General features: G+C 43.7%; 16 protein-coding genes and 1 pseudogene. 14 read left to right on the top strand and 3 right to left on the bottom strand.

Annotated features, from left to right (window positions below; all coding sequences use genetic code 11):
• Nucleotides 1-324: 324 nt before the first annotated feature.
• From gltB to KTR07_RS10375, 4 genes are all read left to right on the top strand, one after another.
• Entirely contained in the window at nucleotides 325-4,935 is a 4,611-nt protein-coding gene (gltB, locus tag KTR07_RS10390; RefSeq protein WP_217315370.1) for a glutamate synthase large subunit, read from the top strand.
• Nucleotides 4,936-5,049: 114 nt separating this feature from the next.
• The gene (locus KTR07_RS10385; protein WP_008763133.1) at nucleotides 5,050-6,390 is read left to right on the top strand and encodes a glutamate synthase subunit beta; all 1,341 of its coding nucleotides are present in this window, start codon (nucleotides 5,050-5,052) and stop codon (nucleotides 6,388-6,390) included.
• A 206-nt stretch (nucleotides 6,391-6,596) separates the two neighbouring features.
• The gene (asnB, locus tag KTR07_RS10380) at nucleotides 6,597-8,276 is read left to right on the top strand and encodes an asparagine synthase B (protein WP_011107317.1); all 1,680 of its coding nucleotides are present in this window, start codon (nucleotides 6,597-6,599) and stop codon (nucleotides 8,274-8,276) included.
• A 223-nt stretch (nucleotides 8,277-8,499) separates the two neighbouring features.
• A complete protein-coding gene (locus KTR07_RS10375) occupies nucleotides 8,500-9,237 on the top strand; it encodes a glycerophosphodiester phosphodiesterase (protein ID WP_011107316.1) in 738 nt (245 codons plus the stop codon).
• 125 nt (nucleotides 9,238-9,362) lie between these two features.
• Here KTR07_RS10375 and KTR07_RS10370 read toward each other — a convergent pair.
• A pseudogene (locus KTR07_RS10370) lies at nucleotides 9,363-9,659 on the bottom strand (thioredoxin family protein).
• A gap of 409 nt (nucleotides 9,660-10,068) precedes the next feature.
• On the opposite strand from KTR07_RS10370, the gene dapF reads away from it, so the two are divergent.
• From dapF to KTR07_RS10340, 6 genes are all read left to right on the top strand, one after another.
• Nucleotides 10,069-10,872 (top strand): diaminopimelate epimerase, encoded by an 804-nt coding sequence (gene dapF, locus KTR07_RS10365; protein ID WP_008765061.1) that lies wholly within the window; start codon nucleotides 10,069-10,071, stop codon nucleotides 10,870-10,872.
• 57 nt (nucleotides 10,873-10,929) lie between these two features.
• Nucleotides 10,930-12,162, top strand: a complete 1,233-nt coding sequence (locus KTR07_RS10360; RefSeq protein WP_008765060.1) for an LL-diaminopimelate aminotransferase — start codon at nucleotides 10,930-10,932, stop codon at nucleotides 12,160-12,162.
• A gap of 74 nt (nucleotides 12,163-12,236) precedes the next feature.
• Complete coding sequence (locus tag KTR07_RS10355) at nucleotides 12,237-12,962, top strand: hypothetical protein (protein ID WP_008763127.1); 726 nt, start codon at nucleotides 12,237-12,239, stop codon at nucleotides 12,960-12,962.
• 151 nt (nucleotides 12,963-13,113) lie between these two features.
• Nucleotides 13,114-13,470 (top strand): P-II family nitrogen regulator, encoded by a 357-nt coding sequence (locus KTR07_RS10350; RefSeq protein ID WP_008763126.1) that lies wholly within the window; start codon nucleotides 13,114-13,116, stop codon nucleotides 13,468-13,470.
• Nucleotides 13,471-13,552: 82 nt separating this feature from the next.
• A complete protein-coding gene (locus KTR07_RS10345; protein ID WP_008765058.1) occupies nucleotides 13,553-15,010 on the top strand; it encodes an ammonium transporter in 1,458 nt (485 codons plus the stop codon).
• Between the two features lie 55 nt (nucleotides 15,011-15,065).
• On the top strand, nucleotides 15,066-17,255 hold the full coding sequence (locus KTR07_RS10340; protein WP_008765057.1) for a glutamine synthetase III: 2,190 nt from the start codon (nucleotides 15,066-15,068) through the stop codon (nucleotides 17,253-17,255).
• A 121-nt stretch (nucleotides 17,256-17,376) separates the two neighbouring features.
• Here the strand turns inward: KTR07_RS10340 and KTR07_RS10335 are convergent, their stop codons facing one another.
• Nucleotides 17,377-17,955, bottom strand: a complete 579-nt coding sequence (locus KTR07_RS10335; RefSeq protein WP_008763102.1) for an HdeD family acid-resistance protein — start codon at nucleotides 17,953-17,955, stop codon at nucleotides 17,377-17,379.
• Between the two features lie 172 nt (nucleotides 17,956-18,127).
• On the opposite strand from KTR07_RS10335, the gene KTR07_RS10330 reads away from it, so the two are divergent.
• Complete coding sequence (locus tag KTR07_RS10330; RefSeq protein WP_011107315.1) at nucleotides 18,128-20,245, top strand: RNA degradosome polyphosphate kinase; 2,118 nt, start codon at nucleotides 18,128-18,130, stop codon at nucleotides 20,243-20,245.
• Nucleotides 20,242-21,168 (top strand): Ppx/GppA family phosphatase, encoded by a 927-nt coding sequence (locus tag KTR07_RS10325; RefSeq protein ID WP_182426882.1) that lies wholly within the window; start codon nucleotides 20,242-20,244, stop codon nucleotides 21,166-21,168. The genes KTR07_RS10330 and KTR07_RS10325 overlap by 4 nt, the downstream gene beginning before the upstream one ends.
• A 438-nt stretch (nucleotides 21,169-21,606) precedes the next feature.
• Here KTR07_RS10325 and KTR07_RS28625 read toward each other — a convergent pair whose 3' ends face one another.
• Complete coding sequence (locus KTR07_RS28625; protein ID WP_256171244.1) at nucleotides 21,607-21,741, bottom strand: hypothetical protein; 135 nt, start codon at nucleotides 21,739-21,741, stop codon at nucleotides 21,607-21,609.
• Between the two features lie 483 nt (nucleotides 21,742-22,224).
• Here KTR07_RS28625 and KTR07_RS10320 point away from each other — a divergent pair, with 483 nt between their 5' ends.
• Together KTR07_RS10320 and KTR07_RS10315 are read left to right on the top strand one after the other, a co-directional pair.
• On the top strand, nucleotides 22,225-22,923 hold the full coding sequence (locus tag KTR07_RS10320; protein WP_118336842.1) for a DUF1963 domain-containing protein: 699 nt from the start codon (nucleotides 22,225-22,227) through the stop codon (nucleotides 22,921-22,923).
• Nucleotides 22,924-22,949: 26 nt separating this feature from the next.
• A complete protein-coding gene (locus KTR07_RS10315; RefSeq protein WP_118336841.1) occupies nucleotides 22,950-23,702 on the top strand; it encodes a class I SAM-dependent methyltransferase in 753 nt (250 codons plus the stop codon).
• The last annotated feature ends 75 nt before the right edge of the window (nucleotides 23,703-23,777 follow it).

Below are 23,777 nucleotides of genomic sequence, written 5' to 3'. Positions count from 1 at the left end.
CAAAATGACACAAAGATAACTTTTTCAATATTTATTTGACATAAGCACATAAAAAAGTTGCAAACACATCAAAACGTTAAATAATATATTATTTTAAGCTCAAAAAGAAACAAATTACAATCAAAACAAAATAAAACCGGACAGACTGATAAATTATAAGCAAATCAGAGCATTTTGATTACAAATTAAAAGAATAAAGAAAGGGGTTCTTATTTTGTGTCACACAAAATAAACAATATACTATCATTATGAAATTAAATTCCTAACTTTGCCGAACAATTTGATACAGCAAATAGGTATTATCATACAATAAAGCTAGAAAGAATGAAGAAACAAGAACTTTTTAACAACGCAACAGGAAAATTCCCCTACCAACGACAGCCCGGACAAATGGGCTTGTATGACGCGGCATACGAACACGATGCCTGCGGGGTTGGTATGCTGGTGAACATTCACGGAGAAAAGTCACATGACATTGTTGAGTCGGCTTTAAAGGTATTAGAGAATATGCGTCACCGTGGCGCTGAGGGAGCGGATAACAAAACCGGCGACGGTGCAGGTATTATGTTACAGATTCCGCATGAGTTTATTTTACTGCAAGGCATTCCCGTACCCGAAAAGGGACGGTACGGTACCGGTCTGCTTTTCCTGCCAAAAAACGAGAAAGATCAGGCAGCTATTTTTAGTATCATTATTGAAGAAATAGAAAAAGAGGGACTTACATTGATGCATCTGCGCAATGTACCCACCTGTCCGGAAATTCTAGGTGAAGCGGCTCTGGCTAACGAACCGGATATCAAGCAGGTCTTTATTACCGGTTTTACGGAAACGGAAACCGCCGACCGCAAACTGTATCTGATTCGCAAACGGATAGAGAATAAAGTCAGATTGTCAGCTATTCCGACGAGAAACGATTTTTATGTCGTTTCGCTCTCGACCAAAAGTATTATATATAAAGGTATGCTCTCGTCATTGCAGCTACGCAACTACTATCCTGATCTGACGAATAGTTACTTCACCAGCGGACTGGCTCTGGTACACTCCCGTTTCAGCACCAACACTTTTCCGACATGGGGACTGGCACAACCTTTCCGCCTGCTGGCGCACAATGGTGAGATCAATACCATTCGTGGCAACCGCGGATGGATGGAAGCCCGTGAAAGCGTACTCTCCACTCCTATACTGGGAGAGATCAAAGAAATACGCCCGATCATACAGCCGGGCATGAGCGACAGTGCTTCTCTGGACAATGTGCTGGAGTTTCTGGTCATGTCAGGATTAAGTCTGCCTCATGCAATGGCCATGCTCGTACCGGAATCTTTCAACGAGAAGAATCCGATCAGTGAAGACCTGAAAGCATTCTATGAATACCACTCTATCCTGATGGAGCCTTGGGACGGACCGGCAGCCTTGCTTTTCAGCGACGGACGATTTGCAGGTGGTATGCTCGACCGTAACGGCCTGCGCCCTGCCCGCTATCTGATCACTAAAAACGATACGATGGTAGTGGCATCCGAAGTGGGCGTAATGGACTTTGAACCGGGAGATATCAAGGAAAAAGGGCGCCTGCAACCGGGCAAGATTCTATTGATCGATACAGAGAAAGGAGAAATCTACTATGACGGCGAATTGAAGAAACAACTGGCCGAAGCGAAGCCTTACCGTACATGGCTATCGACTAACCGTATCGAACTGGATGAACTGAAAAGCGGTCGTAAAGTGCCTCATCACGTAGAAAACTATGACTGGATGCTCCGTACTTTCGGCTATTCAAAAGAAGATATCGAACGGCTGATTATGCCAATGGCGAGCGCGGGTGCCGAACCCATCCACTCAATGGGTAATGATACGCCACTGGCTGTACTTTCCGATAAACCACAGCTACTCTACAACTATTTCCGCCAACAATTCGCACAGGTTACGAATCCGCCGATCGACCCGCTACGCGAAGAACTGGTAATGTCTTTGACGGAATATATCGGAGCGGTAGGCATGAATATCCTGACTCCCAGCGAGAGTCATTGTAAAATGGTACGTCTGAATCATCCGATTTTAAGCAATACACAGCTGGATATTCTTTGCAATATCCGCTACAAGGGCTTTAAGACTGTAAAATTACCGATGCTGTTTGAAGTATCCAAAGGGAAAGCCGGATTACAGGAATCACTGAACAACCTTTGCAAAATGGCGGAGGAATCAGTTACGGACGGAGCAAACTACATTGTACTGACCGACCGTGACGTGGATGCAACTCATGCCGTTATCCCTTCATTACTGGCAGTAAGTGCCGTGCATCACCATCTGATATCTGTCGGCAAACGTGTGCAGACAGCATTGATTGTAGAGAGCGGAGAAATGCGTGAAGTAATGCACGCCGCTTTACTACTCGGTTTTGGAGCCAGTGCACTGAACCCGTATATGGCATTTGCCATCCTCGACAAGCTGGTAAAAGAGAAAGATATTCAACTGGACTATGCTACCGCTGAGAAAAACTATATCAAATCTATCTGCAAAGGTCTGTTCAAAATCATGAGTAAGATGGGGATTTCCACTATCCGCTCTTATCGCGGTGCAAAGATTTTCGAAGCTGTCGGACTCAGCGAAGAGTTGAGCAAGGCTTATTTCGGCGGACTCGGTTCCCCCATCGGAGGTATCCGCCTGGAGGAAGTGGCAAGAGACGCAATCGCTTTCCACGATGAAGGAGTTGAAGGAATGGAAAATGGAGAATTGAAAATGGAAAATGAAGCACCGCACGGCAACTCTCAATTTTCAACTTTCAATTTTCCATTATTAAAGAACAACGGACTGTATGCCTTCCGAAAGGACGGAGAGAAACATGCGTGGAACCCGGAAACCATCAGTACATTGCAACTTGCCACCCGCTTGGGCAGCTACAAGAAATTCAAAGAGTTCACTCATTTGGTAGACAATAAGGAGAAACCTATTTTCCTGCGTGACTTCTTAGGATTCCGTCGCAATCCTATATCCATCGAACAGGTAGAACCGATAGAGAATATTCTCCGTCGTTTTGTGACGGGTGCCATGTCTTTCGGATCTATCAGCAAGGAAGCTCATGAAGCAATGGCGATTGCCATGAATACCATTCACGGACGCAGCAACACGGGTGAAGGTGGCGAAGATGCTTCCCGCTTCCACCCGCTGCCGGACGGTACTTCCATGCGAAGTGCCATCAAACAGGTAGCTTCCGGACGCTTCGGGGTCACCGCCGAATATCTGGTGAATGCCGATGAGATACAAATAAAAATAGCGCAGGGAGCTAAACCAGGGGAAGGCGGACAGCTTCCGGGATTCAAAGTGAACGACGTCATAGCCAAAACACGCCATTCCATTCCGGGAATCTCACTGATCTCTCCTCCTCCCCATCATGATATTTATTCGATTGAGGATTTGGCGCAATTGATATTTGACTTGAAAAACGTTAATCCACAAGCCAAAATCAGTGTCAAACTGGTAGCAGAAAGTGGCGTAGGTACCATTGCCGCAGGCGTGGCAAAAGCAAAAGCGGATTTGATTGTCATCTCCGGTGCCGAGGGTGGTACGGGAGCCTCTCCCGCTTCATCCATCCGTTACGCCGGCATTTCTCCGGAACTGGGACTGAGCGAGACACAGCAAACCTTGGTTCTGAACGGTCTGCGGGGACAAGTCGTCCTACAAGCCGATGGCCAATTGAAAACCGGACGCGACATTATCATAATGGCATTAATGGGCGCCGAAGAATATGGTTTTGCCACTTCCGCCCTGATCGTGCTGGGATGTGTGATGATGCGCAAATGTCACCAGAATACTTGTCCGGTAGGAGTAGCCACGCAGAATGAGGAATTACGCAAACGCTTTCATGGGCGCAGCGAATATCTTATCAACTTTTTCACCTTCCTGGCACAGGAAGTCCGTGAATATCTGGCGGAAATGGGATTCACCAAAATGGATGATATTATCGGACGCACGGACTTGATTGAACGCAAATCCGACGAAAACGATCCGAATCCGAAGCACGCTCTGATTGACTTCACCAAGCTACTGGCACGCGTGGATAACAGTGCAGCCATCCGTCACGTCATCGATCAGGATCATGGTATTTCTACAGTGAAGGATGTGGCAATCATTGATGCTGCCCAAGAAGCGATAGAACACGAAAAAGAAGTTTCATTGGAATACACAATTGCCAATACGGACCGTGCGACAGGTGCCATGCTCTCCGGTGTCATTGCCAAAAAACACGGAGAAAAGGGACTGCCGGAACATACCTTGAATGTGAAATTCAAAGGCTCTGCGGGACAGTCGTTCGGTGCCTTCCTCGTACCGGGAGTCAATTTCAAGCTGGAAGGTGAAGCGAATGATTATCTGGGTAAAGGATTGAGTGGCGGACGCATTGCCGTATTACCGCCTATCCGCAGCAACTTCGAAGCCGAAAAGAACACGATTGCAGGCAACACCCTGCTCTATGGTGCAACCAGCGGTGAAGTTTATATCAATGGCCGCGTAGGCGAACGTTTTGCCGTGCGCAACTCAGGAGCTGTTGCCGTAGTGGAAGGTGTAGGCGACCACTGTTGCGAATATATGACCGGAGGCCGTGTAGTGGTTCTGGGGCAAACCGGACGAAATTTTGCCGCCGGTATGAGTGGCGGTGTGGCTTACGTATGGAACAAAGACGGCAATTTTGACTACTTCTGCAACATGGAAATGGTTGAACTGTCACTGATCGAAGAAGCCGGTTACCGCAAAGAACTGCACGAACTGATTCGTCAGCACTACCTGTACACCGGTTCGAAACTGGCACGTACCATGCTCGATGACTGGAACCATTACGTAGATCAGTTTATCCAGATAGTACCTATTGAATACAAAAAAGTACTACAGGAAGAGCAGATGAGAAAGTTACAGCAAAAAATAGCAGATATGCAAAGAGACTATTAATTCAAGTATTAGGTATTAAGTATTAGGTATTAACCGTAGCTTCAAACATCTTTAATCCATATAGTTAATACTTATTGCTTAATACCTATTACCTAATACTTATTACTTAACAAGATGGGAGATCCTAAAGCTTTTTTAAATATACCTCGGCAAGAGGCGGGATACCGCCCCGTTAGCGAGCGCATCACTGACTATAGTCAGGTAGAACAAACATTGAATACGAACAGCCGTAAATTACAGGCATCACGGTGTATGGATTGCGGAGTACCTTTTTGTCACTGGGCTTGTCCAATAGGCAATAAACAGCCGGAATGGCAGGACGCTTTATTCAAAGGAAAATGGAAAGAAGCGTATGAAGTGCTGTCATCCACTTGCGACTTTCCGGAATTTACAGGACGTATCTGCCCTGCCCTCTGTGAGAAATCCTGTGTACTGAAACTATCCTGTGACCAACCGGTGACTATCCGTGAAAATGAAGCTGCCATTGTAGAAGCCGCCTTCCGTGAAGGATATATACAGGTGCAGCATCCCCAAAGAAACGGCAAAAAAGTAGCAGTTGTCGGTGCCGGTCCGGCCGGATTGGTAGTTGCCAACCAACTGAATCTAAAAGGATACACCGTAACGTTATTCGATAAAGATGAAGCTGCGGGAGGATTATTACGTTTCGGTATTCCAAACTTCAAACTGGACAAAAACGTAATCGACCGCCGCATGAAAATACTTGCCGCAGAAGGTATTCAGTTTGAAATGGGAGTAGAAATAGACGTTAACCATTTGCCGGAAGGATTCGATGCATATTGCATTTGCACGGGTACACCGACTGCCCGTGATTTAAGCATTCCGGGACGGGAGTTGAAAGGAATCCATTTCGCACTGGAAATGCTGGCGCAACAGAACAGGATTCTGGAAGGACAAACTTTCCCCAAAGACAAACTGGTGAATGCCAAAGGCAAAAAAGTGCTTGTGATCGGCGGTGGAGACACCGGTTCGGACTGTATCGGAACCAGTGTACGACAGGGAGCAACCAGCGTCACGCAAATTGAAATTATGCCCAAACCTCCCGTCGGCCACAATCCTTCTACGCCCTGGCCGCAATGGCCGGTAGTTTTCAAAACGACCTCCAGCCATGAAGAAGGTTGTACCCGTCGCTGGTGCCTGACTTCCAATCAGTTTTTGGGTAAGAACGGTAAAGTAACCGGCGTCGAGGTGGAAGAAGTAGAATGGACACCGGCAACAGATGGCGGACGTCCGACCATGAACCTCACAGGGAAGAAAGAAGTAATCGAAGCAGATATGGTGCTGCTGGCCATGGGATTCCTGAAACCGGAACAACCGAAATTTGCAGAAAACGTATTCCTTGCCGGAGATGCAGCTACCGGAGCAAGCCTCGTAGTACGGGCGATGGCAGGAGGACGAAAGGCTGCTGCGGACATAGATCACTATTTGGTGAAGTAACCCTTACAGCAAGGAACACCATGAAGTTTATAGACTATTATTTATTCGTTTGACCTAGGTTGAACGAAACAACAACCTAGGTTGAACTAAAAGATGACCCAGGTCAAACGAAAGGAAAAGCCAGGGAAAACGAATAAATAGTAACGAACCGACTTTTAAAAAACAGAGAATCAACAAATTATATTAACTTCCAAATACTCAAAGTTATGTGTGGAATAGCAGGTATACTCAACATAAAAACTCAAACCAAAGAGCTAAGAGACAAAGCACTGAAAATGGCACAGAAAATCCGTCATCGCGGACCGGACTGGAGCGGTATCTACGTAGGTGGAAGCGCCATTCTGGCACACGAACGCCTCTCGATAGTTGACCCGCAAAGCGGAGGACAGCCCTTATACTCCCCCGACCGGAAACAAGCGCTCGCCGTGAACGGTGAAATCTACAACCATCGGGATATCCGCGCCCGCTATGCCGGACAATATGATTTTCAGACCGGAAGCGACTGTGAAGTGATTCTTGCCCTTTATAAAGATAAAGGCATCCACTTTCTGGAAGAGATCAGCGGAATTTTCGCCTTTGTACTTTATGATGAAGAAAAAGACGAGTTCCTCATTGCACGTGATCCTATCGGAGTCATACCTTTATATATAGGAAAAGACAAGGATGGCAAAATCTACTTCGGCAGTGAACTGAAAGCACTCGAAGGATTCTGTAATGAGTACGAACCATTTCTTCCGGGACATTACTTTTACAGTAAAGAAGGCAAAATGAAGCGTTGGTATACACGCGAATGGACAGACTATGAGTCTGTAAAAGACAATGATGCCAAAGTCAGTGATGTAAAAGAAGCATTGGAAGATGCCGTTCATCGCCAGCTGATGAGTGACGTTCCCTATGGAGTACTTCTTTCAGGTGGTCTGGACAGTTCTGTGATTTCAGCTATCGCCAAAAAATATGCAGCAAAACGTATTGAAACAGACGGAGCAAGTGACGCCTGGTGGCCTCAACTACATTCTTTTGCCATCGGTCTGAAGGGGGCGCCCGATTTGATAAAGGCACGTGAAGTGGCAGAATATATCGGTACGGTTCATCATGAAATCAATTATACGGTTCAGGAAGGGCTGGATGCTATTCGGGATGTTATCTATTTTATCGAGACGTATGATGTGACTACGGTACGTGCCTCCACTCCCATGTATTTACTGGCACGTGTGATCAAATCGATGGGGATCAAAATGGTATTGAGTGGTGAAGGTGCCGATGAAGTTTTCGGCGGTTATCTTTACTTTCACAAAGCTCCCACTCCGAAAGATTTCCATGAGGAAACGGTACGTAAGTTATCAAAACTGCATATGTATGATTGCCTTCGTGCCAATAAGAGTTTATCAGCCTGGGGTGTAGAGGGACGTGTCCCATTTCTGGACAAGGAATTTCTGGATGTAGCGATGGCGTTGAATCCAAAAGCTAAAATGTGCCCCGGAAAGGAGATTGAGAAACGAATTGTACGTGAAGCTTTTGCCGATATGCTACCGGAAAGCGTAGCATGGAGACAAAAAGAGCAGTTCAGTGATGGTGTGGGATATTCGTGGATTGATACCTTAAGAGAGATTACAGCGGCTGCCGTCAGTGATGAACAGATGGAACACGCTGCCGAACGTTTCCCGATTAACACTCCGCTCAACAAGGAAGAATATTACTACCGGAGTATCTTTGAAGAGCATTTTCCGAGTGAAAGCGCAGCCCGCAGCGTACCAAGCGTACCAAGTGTGGCCTGCTCTACAGCAGAAGCGCTGGCATGGGATGTAGCTTTCCGTAACCTGAATGAACCAAGCGGCAGAGCAGTGAGAGGAGTGCATGAAGAAGCCTATGCCGAAGAGGTAAAATAAATTTGTTGAAAAATTTTAGATGTCTGAAATAAACTCATATCTTTGAATATATATTCATCAGTTTGTAAAGTCAGGAATAAAAAGTATAGACTTCTATGCATAAAAAGCTGTCAATTAACGCAGATTAGCATAATAACAGGCTGATCTGTGTTTTATTTTTTATAATTTTGGACTCATAAACTTTTTAAATGTACTATCAATGAAGATAAAAAGAATTATTCTAATGGTTGCCCTTATCATTTCAGTAGCTAGTGCCCAAGCGCAAAAGTCGCAAGTTATCGCCCATCGTGGCTACTGGAAAACAGCAGGTTCTGCGCAAAATAGTATCACAGCACTTCAAAAAGCCGATTCTATCCATTGCTATGGCTCCGAATTTGATGTATGGCTTACCAAAGACAATAAACTGGTTATCAATCATGACCCTGTCTATAAGATGAAATACATGGAGTATTCCAAAGGTGACGCTCTTACAGGATTGAAACTATCGAACGGAGAGAACCTGCCCAGCCTGGAACAGTATCTGGAAGCCGGTAAAAAATGCAATACCAAACTTATATTGGAACTAAAAGCACTTAACAGCAAAAAGCGTGAAACGAAAGCCGTACAGGAAATTCTTGCCTTGGTAACAAAGCTGGGACTGGAAAACCGTATGGAATATATCACTTTCTCACTGCACGCCATGAAAGAGTTTATCCGCCTGGCACCTGCCGGAACTCCGGTATTCTATCTCAACGGCGAGCTATCTCCCAAAGAGCTGAAAGACCTCGGTGCAGCCGGACTCGACTATCACATGGGAGTAATCAAGAAACATCCCGAATGGATCAAAGAAGCCCATGATCTCGGACTGAAAGTCAATGTATGGACTGTAGATAAAGCAGAAGACATGAAGTGGCTCATAGACCAAAAGGTGGATTTCATTACGACCAACGAGCCGACTGTGGCACAGGAAATACTAAAATAGTTACTCTCAGAAAATGTAAAAAGCCGACAGAAACTTTTTGCAAATATTCGATAGATACAAGAAGCACCATTATACATATTTATTTGCTGTATAATGGTGCTTCTTACATAAAATTCAAACAGGACTTATTTAAAATCTTCCAATACCTCTTTCAACTCTCCTATGGTCAACTCTCCTACCTGCCTCCACAATTCATGTCCTTTATGCAACAGAAGGAACGCAGGCACCGTATCTATATTATGAGAATCGGCTACAGTTTTATTTTCCTCGATATTCACGTTAATCAATTCAATGACTCTCCGTTCATAAGTACGGAGCACAGGCCCTATTCATTCATAATGAGGTGACCAGTCGGCATAAAACACAATCAATACCAAATGATCGCTCTGCGCCGCAACTTCCAATTGTTTCTCTATATCCATATTGCTACATTATTATATTTATTAGTGACTAAACAATGCTATAACAAAAAGGTTCTGCAAAACTGCAAACAAGCAATATGATATATAAAAGCGAAAATCACTAGCATATCGACCTATTGTAAAAGCGAAAATTCACATTTTAGATCGAATACAAGGACTGATTTACCCCAAATATTCTTCATATATTATGGAAGGATATGCAAAACAAATCAAGCAAATAACAGTTTATTAATATAAAGGTATGCATAATTTCAATTTATAACAAAACATGGCTTTATTTCCCGCGATTGTAAGATTGTATAAAATAAATAGAGATTAGACATCTTTTCATCAAAAGTTAAATCAAAAAGTCATATCTTTGCATTGTAATAAAACAAAAGGATACAACAACCAATTAATAAAGAACAAAATGACAACCAAGATTAAGTTCACAAAAATGCATGGAGCAGGTAATGACTACATATATGTAGATACTACCCGATATCCGATAGCAGCCCCTGAAAAGAAAGCAATCGAATGGAGCAAGTTTCATACGGGAATTGGAAGTGACGGACTTATATTGATTGGCAGTTCTGACAAAGCAGATTTCAGTATGCGTATATTTAATGCAGATGGTTCGGAAGCAATGATGTGTGGCAATGGAAGCCGTTGTGTAGGCAAGTATGTATACGAATACGGATTAACTGCCAAAAAGGAAATCACGCTTGACACCCGTTCGGGCATTAAGGTTCTGAAATTACATGTAGAAGGAGGAAAGGTGACGGCAGTCACTGTAGATATGGGTAGTCCTCTGGAAACGGAAGCGGTAGATTTCGGCGATCAATTTCCTTTTCAGTCTACCCGGGTATCAATGGGAAACCCGCATCTGGTAACTTTTGTAGAAGATATTACCCAAATCAATCTGCCGGAAATTGGTCCGCAGTTAGAAAATTATCATCTCTTTCCGGACAGGACAAATGTAGAGTTTGCTCAGATCGTAGGTAAAGACACCATTCGGATGAGAGTTTGGGAAAGAGGTTCAGGAATCACCCAGGCCTGTGGAACAGGCGCTTGTGCCACGGCTGTAGCCGCTGTTCTCCATGGATTGGCAGGAAGAAAATGTGATATAATAATGGATGGGGGAACCGTCACCATCGAGTGGGAAGAAGCAACGGGACACATATTAATGACAGGACCGGCAACTAAAGTTTTTGATGGGGAGATGGAGGGATAGGTAATAAGTATTAGGTAATAGGTAACAGGTTTTGCAGAAACTTAAAACAATAACAATATGGCATTAGTAAACGAACATTTTTTGAAATTACCGGGGAGCTATTTGTTCTCGGATATAGCGAAGAAGGTAAATACATTCAAAATAACGCATCCGAAGCAGGATATTATCCGGTTAGGTATCGGAGATGTCACTCAGCCGCTTCCCAAAGCATGTATCGAGGCTATGCACAAAGCAGTGGAAGAGCTGGCAAGTAAAGATACATTTCGCGGATATGGTCCTGAGCAGGGGTACGATTTTCTGATTGAAGCTATTATAAAGAATGATTTCGCTCCACGTGGCATTCATTTCTCACCATCAGAAATATTCGTCAACGACGGAGCCAAAAGTGATACCGGAAATATCGGCGATATCCTTCGCCACGACAATAGTGTCGGTGTAACAGACCCTATTTACCCGGTATATATTGACAGTAACGTCATGTGCGGACGTGCCGGAGTGCTGGAAGAAGGAACAGGCAAATGGAGCAATGTGACTTATATGCCTTGTACAAGTGAGAATGACTTCATTCCGGAGATTCCCGACAAACGGATAGACATTGTTTACCTCTGCTACCCGAACAATCCGACAGGGACGACACTGACCAAACCGGAACTAAAAAAGTGGGTAGACTATGCATTGGCAAATGATACACTGATTTTGTTCGATGCCGCATACGAAGCCTATATTCAGGATGCGGATGTCCCCCACTCCATATACGAAATCAAAGGAGCCAAGAAATGTGCTATTGAGTTCCGCAGTTTCTCAAAGACAGCCGGTTTCACCGGAGTACGTTGCGGATATACCGTAGTCCCGAAAGAACTGACAGCTGCCACACTGGAAGGCGACCGGATTCCACTCAACAAATTATGGAACCGCCGCCAGTGCACTAAATTCAACGGCACTTCGTACATCACACAACGTGCAGCGGAAGCCGTCTACAGTACAGAAGGCAAAGCACAGATTAAAGAAACGATTAACTATTATATGAGCAATGCGAAGATCATGAAGGAAGGACTGGAAGCTACCGGATTGAAAGTATACGGAGGCGTCAATGCTCCATACTTATGGGTGAAAACCCCGAACGGGCTCTCTTCCTGGCGATTCTTCGAACAGATGTTGTATGAAGCCAATGTAGTAGGAACCCCCGGTGTAGGTTTCGGCCCCAGCGGTGAGGGATATATCCGACTGACAGCATTCGGCGATCACAATGATTGTATGGAAGCAATGAGAAGAATAAAGAACTGGCTTTGATAGTATTTTGCGCGCTACTATATAACACTGGACCGTACATCCACATTTTTCTAACTATTAAAGGTAAAAAGACGATGAAAACGACGATTAACAAAAAATTGAGGGGCATAGCAGCAGCGTTATTACTGATCGGCCTTGTGCCATCCAATATGATGGCGCAGGATAAAGTAGAAGCCTCCGTAGGAGCAGACTTGGTAAGTGGTTATATCTGGCGTGGTCAGGATTTAGGCGGAGTCAGCATTCAGCCTTCATTAGGAATCTCTTACAAAGGACTTTCACTCGGAGCATGGGGATCGGTAGGGTTTGAGTCATCGGATACTAAAGAGTTCGATTTGACTCTCGGTTATTCAACCGGTGGTTTCAGCATCTCGGTAACGGATTACTGGTTCAACACTCAGGTACCTACCAACAAGTATTTCAAATATGGCGCTCATTCAACCGCTCATGTATTTGAGGCACAGGTAGGATATGATTTTGGTCCGCTGGCAATCAACTGGTACACGAACTTTGCAGGTGCCGACGGAGTTAAAGAAAACGGGAAAAGGGCTTATTCTTCCTACCTCGCACTTAGTGCACCGTTCAGCCTTGGAGGACTTGACTGGACAGTAGATGTAGGAATGGTACCTTGGGAGACGACTTTTTATAATGGATACACAAGTGGGTTCTGCGTTTCCGACATCAGTCTCGGAGCTGTCAAGGAGATCAGGGTTACTGATTCATTCTCGGTTCCGGCATTTGCCAAAGTATCAGTAAATCCACGTACGGAAGGCGCTTACTTCACATTCGGATTAAGTTTTTAAGAGAGAGAGAGTTTATATAGTCAAAGAGCGTATAGGGAACAGGAAGGTAGTTAGAGTTTAGATTTTATCGGTTTGTTGTATGGTAACCTGCGATGGCTGCCACCTCCCTATACCTCTTCTTTTTACAGGTCAACACTAATATTTAAGGTATATGAAAAAGATTGAAGCTATCATCCGTAAAACCAAATTCGAGGACGTGAAAGACGCTCTGCTCGAAGCGGACATTGAATGGTTCTCTTACTACGATGTAAGAGGGATCGGTAAAGCACGGCAAGGACGTATCTATCGTGGAGTGGTATATGATACCAGCACCATCGAACGTATTCTGGTTTCTATTGTAGTACGCGACAAAAATGCAGAAAAGACCGTACAGGCTATCATCAAAGCCGCACAAACCGGAGAGATCGGTGACGGACGCATTTTCGTCATTCCTATCGAGGACGCCATCCGCATCCGCACCGCCGAACGTGGCGACATCGCTCTCTATAACGCCGAACAGGAACGATAACCGGCAACCGGCAAGGTGCCGGGGCCAGATTTCCTTTCGGATGATAATATTATAAAAACAGGTATTAAATAAGATAATCATTATGGATAAAACATATAAGAGACACAGCTTCACAAAGCTGTGGATAGCCACTGCTATGTTCATTTTCTGCTGTTTCGCAACCAGTGCTTTTGCACAGGAAGCAGTTGATGCAGATACTTTTATGACAACTACGGAGACAATTACTGAAGTCAAAACTACACCTGAAATTGCTGAAACCGCCACTGCTTCTGCCGAAACAACTCCCGATACAATCGGGGAACTGGCATTAGGATTGAATACAGTCTGGATGCTGCTTGCGGCAATGCTCGTATTTTTTATGCAGCCGGGGTTTGCATTGGTTGAGGCGGGTTTTACCAGAGTCAAGAATACCGCCAACATTTTGATGAAGAACTTTGTGGATTTCATGTTTGGTTCCTTGCTCTACTGGTTCATCGGTTTCGGTCTGATGTTTGGTGCGGGAGGTCTCATCGGAATGCCACACTTCTTTGATCTGTCATTCCTCGACAGTGATTTACCCAGAGAAGGATTTCTGGTTTTTCAGACAGTATTCTGCGCAACGGCAGCCACGATTGTATCGGGAGCGATGGCGGAACGCACCAAGTTCTCCATGTATCTGGTCTATACTATCTTTATCAGTGTACTAATTTACCCAATTTCCGGTCACTGGACATGGGGTGGCGGCTGGCTGATGAACGGAGAAGAAGGTTCGTTCATGATGAATCTTTTCGGAACGACATTCCATGACTTTGCAGGTTCAACGATTGTCCACTCCGTTGGTGGTTGGATTGCTTTGGTAGGCGCTGCTATTCTTGGTCCCCGTATCGGTAAATATGGCAAAGACGGTAAGTCAAGAGCTATTCCGGGACACAACCTGACAGTTGCCGCACTGGGTGTATTTATCCTTTGGTTCGGATGGTTCGGATTCAACCCCGGATCACAGTTGGCAGCAAGTACCGAAGCGGATGCAATGGCCATCTCACATGTATTTCTGACAACAAATCTGGCGGCTTGTGCCGGTGGCTTCTTTGCACTGGCGATGAGCTGGATGAAATATGGCAAACCGTCTTTATCACTGACACTGAATGGTGTTTTGGCAGGTTTGGTAGGTATCACAGCCGGATGTGACGCTGTAGCTCCCTCAGGAGCGGTATTAATCGGTGCCATTTGTGGTGTAGTCATGATATTTGCAGTCGACTTTATTGACAAGGTATTGAAGATTGACGATCCTGTCGGTGCTTCTTCCGTACACGGGGTTTGTGGTTTCTTGGGAACAGTGCTCACAGGATTGTTTTCTACCAGTGAAGGGTTGTTCTACGGACATGGAGCCGGCTTTTTGGGTGCCCAGCTTTTCGGTGCGGTTGTTGTCGGAGTCTGGGCGGCAGGTATGGGATTCATTATCTTCAAAGTACTCGACAAGATTCACGGACTTCGCGTTCCGGCACGTGTCGAAGAAGAAGGTCTCGACATCTACGAACACGGAGAATCTGCTTATAACTAAGCTAAAAAAGGAATTTTTACTCTAACATATTTAACAACAAATCAAATTAGGTATTATGTCAAAACTAAGATTCAGAGTCGTAGAGACAGCTTTCAAGAAGAAAGCGGTTGAAGTAGCAACACCTGCCGAACGCCCTTCGGAATACTTCGGTAAGTATGTGTTCAACAAGGAAAAAATGTTCAAGTACCTTCCAAGCAAGGTATACAACGCACTGATTGACGCTATTGACAATGGTGCCCCGCTAGACCGCAGCATCGCTGATGAAGTAGCTGCCGGAATGAAAAAATGGGCTGTCGAAATGGGTGTCACTCATTATACTCACTGGTTTGCACCGCTCACCGAAGGTACGGCAGAAAAGCATGACGCTTTCGTCGAACATGACGGCAAGGGAGGCATGATGGAAGAGTTCACAGGCAAACTGCTGGTACAGCAGGAGCCGGATGCTTCTTCTTTCCCGAACGGCGGTATCCGTAATACTTTCGAAGCACGCGGATATAGCGCATGGGACCCATCATCACCCGCATTTATCGTAGATGATACGCTTTGCATCCCGACTGTATTTATCGCATATACAGGTGAAGCCCTTGATTATAAAGCACCGTTACTGAAAGCTCTGCGTGCCGTAGATAAAGCCGCAACCGCCGTCTGCCACTATTTCAATCCTGAGGTAAAGAAGGTCGTTGCCTATCTGGGATGGGAACAGGAATACTTTCTGGTAGATGAAGGTTTGTATGCCGCACGTCCGGACTTACTTATGACAGGACGCACATTGATGGGACATGACAGTGCCAAGAACCAGCAGTTGGAAGACCACTATTTCGGTGCCATCCCTACCCGTGTGGCCGCATTTATGAAAGACCTTGAAATTGAAGCGTTGAAACTGGGTATTCCTGTAAAGACCCGTCATAACGAGGTAGCTCCGAATCAATTCGAATTAGCTCCTATCTTCGAAGAATGTAACCTGGCAAATGACCATAACCTACTGATCATGTCGTTGATGCGTAAAGTCAGCCGCCGTCACGGTTTCCGTGTATTGCTTCATGAAAAGCCGTTCAAGGGTGTCAACGGTTCCGGCAAGCACAATAACTGGTCACTGGGAACGGATACAGGTATCCTGTTGATGGGACCGGGCAAGACGCCGGAAGATAACCTGCGCTTTGTCACATTTGTAGTGAATACGCTGATGGCAGTTTACCGTCACAACGGATTACTGAAAGCTTCTATTTCCAGCGCTACCAACGCTCATCGCCTGGGAGCCAATGAAGCACCTCCCGCTATCATTTCTTCTTTCCTCGGCAAACAGTTGTCACAGGTATTGGATCATATTGAGAACAGTACCAAAGACGATCTGATCAACCTTAGCGGAAAACAGGGAATGAAGCTGGATATTCCCCAAATCCCCGAATTGCTGATTGATAATACAGACCGCAACCGCACCTCTCCTTTCGCTTTCACCGGAAACCGGTTTGAGTTCCGTGCCGTAGGCTCTGAGGCCAACTGTGCAAGTGCCATGATTGCATTAAACGCTGCCGTAGCAGAACAGCTGATGAAATTCAAAAAGGATGTAGACGCTCTGATCGAAAAGGGAGAACCGAAAGTTTCCGCTATTCTTGAAGTAATTCGCGGATATATCAAAGAATGTAAGGCTATCCACTTCGATGGCAACGGTTACAGCGACGAATGGAAAGTAGAAGCCGCCCGTCGAGGTCTGGACTGTGAAACAAGTGTTCCCGTTATCTTCGACAACTATCTGAAACCGGAGACAATTGCTATGTTCGAAGCAATCGGTGTGATGACGAAAAAGGAACTGGAAGCCCGCAACGAAGTAAAATGGGAAACTTACACGAAAAAGATTCAGATTGAAGCCCGCGTATTAGGCGACCTGGCAATGAACCACATTATTCCGGTCGCTACTCAATATCAGACGGATCTGATTAATAATGTCTATAAAATGCAGTCCTTATTTCCGGCAGATAAAGCAGCCAGACTATCTGCCAAGAATCTGGAACTGATCGAAGAAATCGCCGACCGCACCGCCTTCATCAAAGAACACGTAGATGCAATGATTGAAGCACGAAAAGTGGCGAACAAGATCGAAAGCGAACGCGAAAAAGCGATCGCTTACCACGATACAATCGTTCCGGCACTGGAAGAGATTCGTTACCACATTGACAAGCTGGAACTGATCGTAGACAACCAGATGTGGACACTGCCGAAATACAGAGAACTGTTGTTTGTAAGATAAAAAAGAAATGCTGAATGGAGAATATCTTCATTCAGCATTAAGATAGAAATTATCTATTTCTTTTGTTGGTTGTTTTAAGTTTGCAGGGGAGGGGTACCGTGACGGTAGTCCTCTTCTTTTTTTATTCTATAATCTTAGCATCCTCAATATCCTCATCGTGAGGCGTAACCGGAGTCTTAGGACGACGGCGCGCAAACTTAAACCAGTTGATCAGTTCGGACAGAGAATAAACCAAGCTACTGATACCGATAATAATGAAAGCAGTATTACGTACTCCCGTCGGATTGAACAGCGCAATAACACCTGCGATAAGAATCAATGAAGGCACCAGATAGAAAATCCCCGGAACAGGTGTCCAACGACGGGCCATCGACAAAGAGGCAATCTGCTGCACACCTCCCATGATCAGGATAAAGCCCAAAAGGAACATCAGGACGTCTGCAAAAAACTCAGGCATCACAATCAGCCAAAGTCCGAATAACAAACTGCCGATTCCCTCAATAGGAAAACGGGGAGCCGGTTCATGTTCCGATCTTTTCCGTCCGAAAAAGCTAAAAAGACTGATGACACCGGGAATCAAAAAAGCCACTCCTATCGTAATGACAATATAACTAGCTGCTGTATTCGGCCAAAGTACCAACACCAGACCTATGACAAGCGCAAACAAAATGCGAATCAGAGAGTAATTCATTGTTTTCATATATTCTATATTTTTTAACGAAGTCCATTTCAATACTTTTGCGAATATAAGTGTTTCTATTCACATATAAAAATAACAAACGTAGATTGTAATAAGTTCGTAACAAAATCGTTATAGCCATTACACCTCACTTAGATAATTTTGCAGAAAATTAATAAACAGGTTTTTCATCATGAAATCAAGCGAAACAAAAAAGAAGTGCCCTTATGTAGAACGTGACATCAGCTGGATGTACTTCAATCAGCGTATCCTGCTCGAAGCTGCCCGTCCGGAAGTACCTCTTCTGGAACGCCTGACTTTTCTTGGCATCTATTCCAATAATCTGGATGAGTTTTTCCGCGTCCGCGTAGCTACGCTGAACCGGATCATCGAATATGCAGATAAAAACATACAGAAAGAACAAGAAACGGCTACACGCACACTGAAGCAGATAAGCAAACTACACAACCGCTTCTACGAACAATTTGAAGAAACTTTCGCTTCCATCATGGAAGAACTGAAGAAGGAAAACATCTGCGTCATCAAAGACACCGAAATGACGGATGACCAAAAGACATTTATCACCTCCTTCTATCGCAATAAACTGAATGGCTCCACCACCCCTCTTTTCCTCAACGGAGCCCGACCGCTGGACGACCAGACTGACGAAGATATTTATCTCGCCATCCGCCTGCTTCGTAAAGACGAAACAGGAAAAATAAAAGAGAAAGATTATGCAGTGATCGAATTGCCCACCGAAGAATACGGTCGTTTTATCCAATTGCCGGACTCGGAGGGGAAAACATATCTGATGTTTCTCGATGATGTGATCCGCTATTGTCTGCCGTTGATTTTTGTCGGCATGAAATATACGGATTACGAGGCATATACCTTTAAATTCACCAAAGACGCGGAAATGGAGATAGACAGCGACCTGCGGACAGGCGTACTTCAGAAGATTTCAAAAGGAGTGAAAAGCCGGAAGAGAGGAGAACCGATTCGATTCGTTTATGACGAACAGATTCCCAAAGATTTACTGAAAAGATTAGTTGACCGGCTGAATGTGGATAAAAACGACACCCGTGTGGCAGGAGGACGCTATCATAACTTCAAAGACTTGATGAAATTTCCGGTGTGCGGTCGCTACGACTTAAAGTATCCCGTCTGGGAACCGGTTTTCAAGCCCGAACTAAACGGCAAAGAAAGCCTGCTCACATTGATTCGTCAGAAGGACCGCTCCCTGCATTATCCATTCCATAGCTTCGATACTTTCATCCGCGTACTTCGTGAAGCAGCCATCAGCAAAGAAGTAAAAAGTATCAAGATGACACTTTACCGGCTCGCTAAAGAATCAAAAGTGATCAAAGCACTGATCTGCGCAGCCAAAAACGGGAAGAAAGTAACGGTGGTCATCGAACTACTGGCACGTTTCGACGAAGCATCCAACATCAACTGGAGCAAAAGAATGCAGGACGCAGGCATCCACGTTATCTTCGGAGTGGAGGGACTGAAGATTCATTCCAAACTGGTACATATCGGTACCCGTCACGGAGACATTGCCTGCATCAGCACAGGAAACTTTCATGAAGGAAACGCACGTATGTATACCGATTATACCATCATGACCGCCCATCGTCCGCTGGTACGAGAAGTGAATGCCGTTTTCGACTTTATTGAGAAACCATACACTCCCGTCAATTTCAAAGAATTACTGGTTTCACCCAACGATATGCGCAAACGTCTGATTGCTCTCATCAGCAAGGAAATAAAGAACAAGGAACAAGGGAAAGAAGCCTATATTCTGGCAAAAGTAAACCATATTACCGACCGTGCGCTTATAGAAAAACTCTACGAAGCCTCGACAGCCGGAGTTCAGGTGGAACTGGTAGTACGCGGCAACTGTTCGCTGGTGACAGGCATCGCAGGTATCAGTGAAAATATCCATATCAACGGTATTATCGACCGATATCTTGAACACTCCCGTATCTTTATCTTTGCCAATGGCGGAGAAGAAAAATATTATATCGGTTCTGCCGACTGGATGCCCCGCAATCTTGATAACCGGATCGAAGTACTGGCTCCGGTGTACGACAAAGAAATACAGGCAGACTTAAAACGAATTGTCTGCTACGGATATCGGGATACGGCCAAAGGACGTATCGTAGACGGGACCGGAGAAAACCGACCTTGGGAAAACCGACCTTCCACACTCTGCAAAGACTTCACTCCTGCCCTTGCCGAAGCAGAGACAGCCACTGTCGTTTTCCGTTCGCAAGAAGAATTATATAGAAAATACAAGAATACATTATGATAAGTATGAAGAAAGTTAATTATGCAGCTATCGACATAGGTTCGAATGCCGTGCGGCTATTGATAAAATGCGTAAACGAAGAAAACGCTCCCGAATTAATGAGCAAGGTACAACTCATCCGCATTCCCTTACGACTGGGAGAAGATGCTTTTACCATGGGAGTTATTTCTGCTGAAAAAGAAAAGAAACTGATCCGGCTGATGAAAGCCTACAAACAGTTGATGAAGATATATGACGTAGTAGATTACCGTGCCTGTGCTACGTCCGCCATGCGTGACGCACGCAACGGAAAGGACATCGCCCGACAAATAGCCAGGAAAACTGGTATCCGCGTAGATATCATCGACGGACAAGAAGAAGCACACATTGTATATGACAACCATATCGAGCAACTTTTTGCTTCCGGACAAAACTACCTGTATGTAGATGTCGGCGGTGGCAGCACCGAGATTAATCTGATCAGTAACGGTGAACTGAAAAATTCCCGTTCATACAATATCGGAACGGTTCGTATGCTCAGCGGCATGGTGAAAGAAGAAGAAAAAGAGGCTTTACGCACCGACCTCATAGGGCTTGCTGCGGAATACGCGCCTATCAGCATCATCGGTTCGGGAGGAAACATCAATAAACTTTTTCGTCTGGCAGACAAGAAAGACAAAAAGGCTTCCCTCCTACCCGTCGAATCACTACGTGAAATTTACGAAGCATTGCAAGCTCTTCCTGCCGAGCAACGTATCAAACAGTATAAGCTAAAACCTGATCGGGCGGATGTCATCGTTCCGGCTGCGGAGATATTTCTGGAAGTAGCTACGAATGTGAAAGCTACCGGAATCATTGTACCTACCATCGGACTGTCCGACGGGATTATCGACAGCCTGTACACTCAGAAGATGAATACACCTGTCACACCACAGATTCAATAAATAGATAAAAGGCTCCTGATATCCGAATGACAACTTATTTGCATCAGGAGCCTTTTTCTATAATTTCCATCTTTCTTCATGTATAAAATGACAGTTTGTAAGATAAGTCTGTTTTTGACAGTTTGTAATTCGTAATGTATCAAGAAGAGCTTCTTTAGCCGGTCATACTACTATTGATATTTTTTCGCGATTGTAGGGAAATTAGCATATATCAGAAATTCAGCATTTGCATCCAACCCTGTGCTTATTAACAAATAATAGTCTACTTACATATCTATATGATTACATTTTCATTGATTCTGTTTATTTTCAACATTAAGCACTTAAACTTTCCAAAGAGCGAAATAGAAAACAGAGAAGACTAAAAGTATTAAATAAAGACAGTTTTATCGGTATGATGACACTATAGCAATGGTTTACTTACTTCATACCTACCTTTTAGTAACACCATCCGCATCTCTTGGTTACTTCATCCGCATCTTTTTCACAAACAATACGGTGTTTTTCATCAAACCATACGGTCATTTTATGCAAATCAACCGTATATTTGCGGTAATTCAACCATCTTTCCAAACTAACAGAAGATTATTAAAAAACAGGCAGGAAAGCAAATCGAGTCTTTCTACAAACAAATGACAGAATAAAGACTTATCACTGAACATTATGATAAAGGCAATCATCAATACCTGCACTCAAATAGTCTCTAAAATATAATATGCAATATATTACTTTTTTCACTTTTCTATTAGATGGAAGAAAAAACTGCCTGTTTCTTTTGTAGGGAATTAAACAAAACCGTATTTTTAGAGACAATAATTATAGTTTATAAAGCAAGAATGTCTGATATACATACATTTATTAGGTGACTGTGAAGGACTTGATAAATATTATTTAGTAACAGTTGATTTGATGGAGCTATATAGTATAACAGACCATGATGACTTACTTTATATTGATGTGAGAGGAAATGAAATAAAAAAGTTAACAACAAGCGAATAAGCGACCCTAATAGTCGGCTATTCACCAACCATTACCTGTAAACTAAAGAATCATAGAATGGATAAAATTACAGCAATAAAAAAACAGCTTGTAAAGAAAGCAACAAACTTCACCACAGGTGGATTCAGACCAACAAACTCTAACACAGAAAGTTGGATTGGACGAGTTTATCTTTATAAAGAAGATGAAGAAATTCCAACCGATAACAATGGTAAATTAATGATCCCATTATTTCAGGTTTGTCTTGAAAGTCTGCCCTATGTTCCGGCAAGCCTGCATGACACTAAAGTGCTGACTATTTTTGCGTCTGCTGATATACCTATGGATTTAGTAACAAATGGGAATAACTGGCTTATTCGGGAATATAAAATGAATGATGTATTAGTCGTAAAAGATTTAGTAAATAAAGCATCATTCGTAAAGCCATTTCCATTGAAAAGCCAATTGATTGAAGAAGATTATCCCGTATGGGATGGAGGAGGCATACCCGCTGAAATAGAAAGTGAACTTCTTGAAATGGAAGAATCGGGAGAAATAACCGATTATTTCGATTATGTGGAAATAAACGAAGGACATAAAATAGGTGGTTATCCTAACTTTATTCAATCGGGAATAGACTTTGGTGAAGGATATGAATTTCTGATTCAAATAGCGTCAGATGAAAAAGCAAATCTGGAAATTGTGGATAGTGGAAATATGTATTTCGCTAAAAACAGCCAAACAGGAGACTGGAAACTCTATTGCGATTTTTATTAATAAACAATAGATATTGGAGGATATAAATGAATACAGATTATAAAGTTGGTGATTTAATTTATGATGCAAATATTTATGACGGGATGAATACCGACCTATCTGATTTGCAATTTTATAAGCGGTGGCTACCCCAAAGTAAAGGTGCCCGAATACTCGAACTTTGTTGTGGAACAGGCAGGCTTACTCTTCCAATTGCAAGGGATGGATATGATATTAGTGGTGTTGATTACACTCCCTCAATGCTTGCCCAAGCAAGACTCAAAGCTTCCGAAGCAGGATTAGAAATCAACTTCATTGAAGCAGATATCAGGACTTTAAATCTACAAGAAAAATACGACCTTATTTTTATTCCATTTAATTCAATCCATCATTTATATAAGAATGAGGACTTATTTAAAGTATTTAATGTCGTTAAAAACCACCTCAAAGACGGAGGTTTATTCTTATTAGATTGCTTCAATCCGAATATTCAATATATCGTTGAAGGCGAAAAAGAACAGAAGGAAATTGCTGCATATACCACTGACGACGGAAGAGAAGTATTGATAAAACAAAAGATGCGATATGAAAATAAAACTCAGATTAATCGCATTGAATGGCATTATTATATCAATGGTAAATTCAATTCTATCCAAAATTTGGATATGAGAATGTTTTTCCCTCAAGAACTGGATTCATACTTGAAATGGAATGGTTTTAATATTATCCATAAGTATGGAGGATTTGGAGAAGAAGCATTTAATGATAACTCGGAAAAACAGGTGTTTGTTTGTCAATGAAAATCTGCTGCATAACAATAACCTTCCTATATTGATATAGCAACTGCCCTGTAATCTGATATCAGACTACAGGGC

The organism is Bacteroides sp. MSK.20.82 (assembly GCF_019052485.1).
In the GTDB taxonomy this organism is placed as follows: domain Bacteria; phylum Bacteroidota; class Bacteroidia; order Bacteroidales; family Bacteroidaceae; genus Bacteroides; species Bacteroides thetaiotaomicron.
The sequence above is the reverse complement of the archived record's forward strand: the minus strand, read 5'-3'. Positions and strand labels throughout refer to the sequence as shown.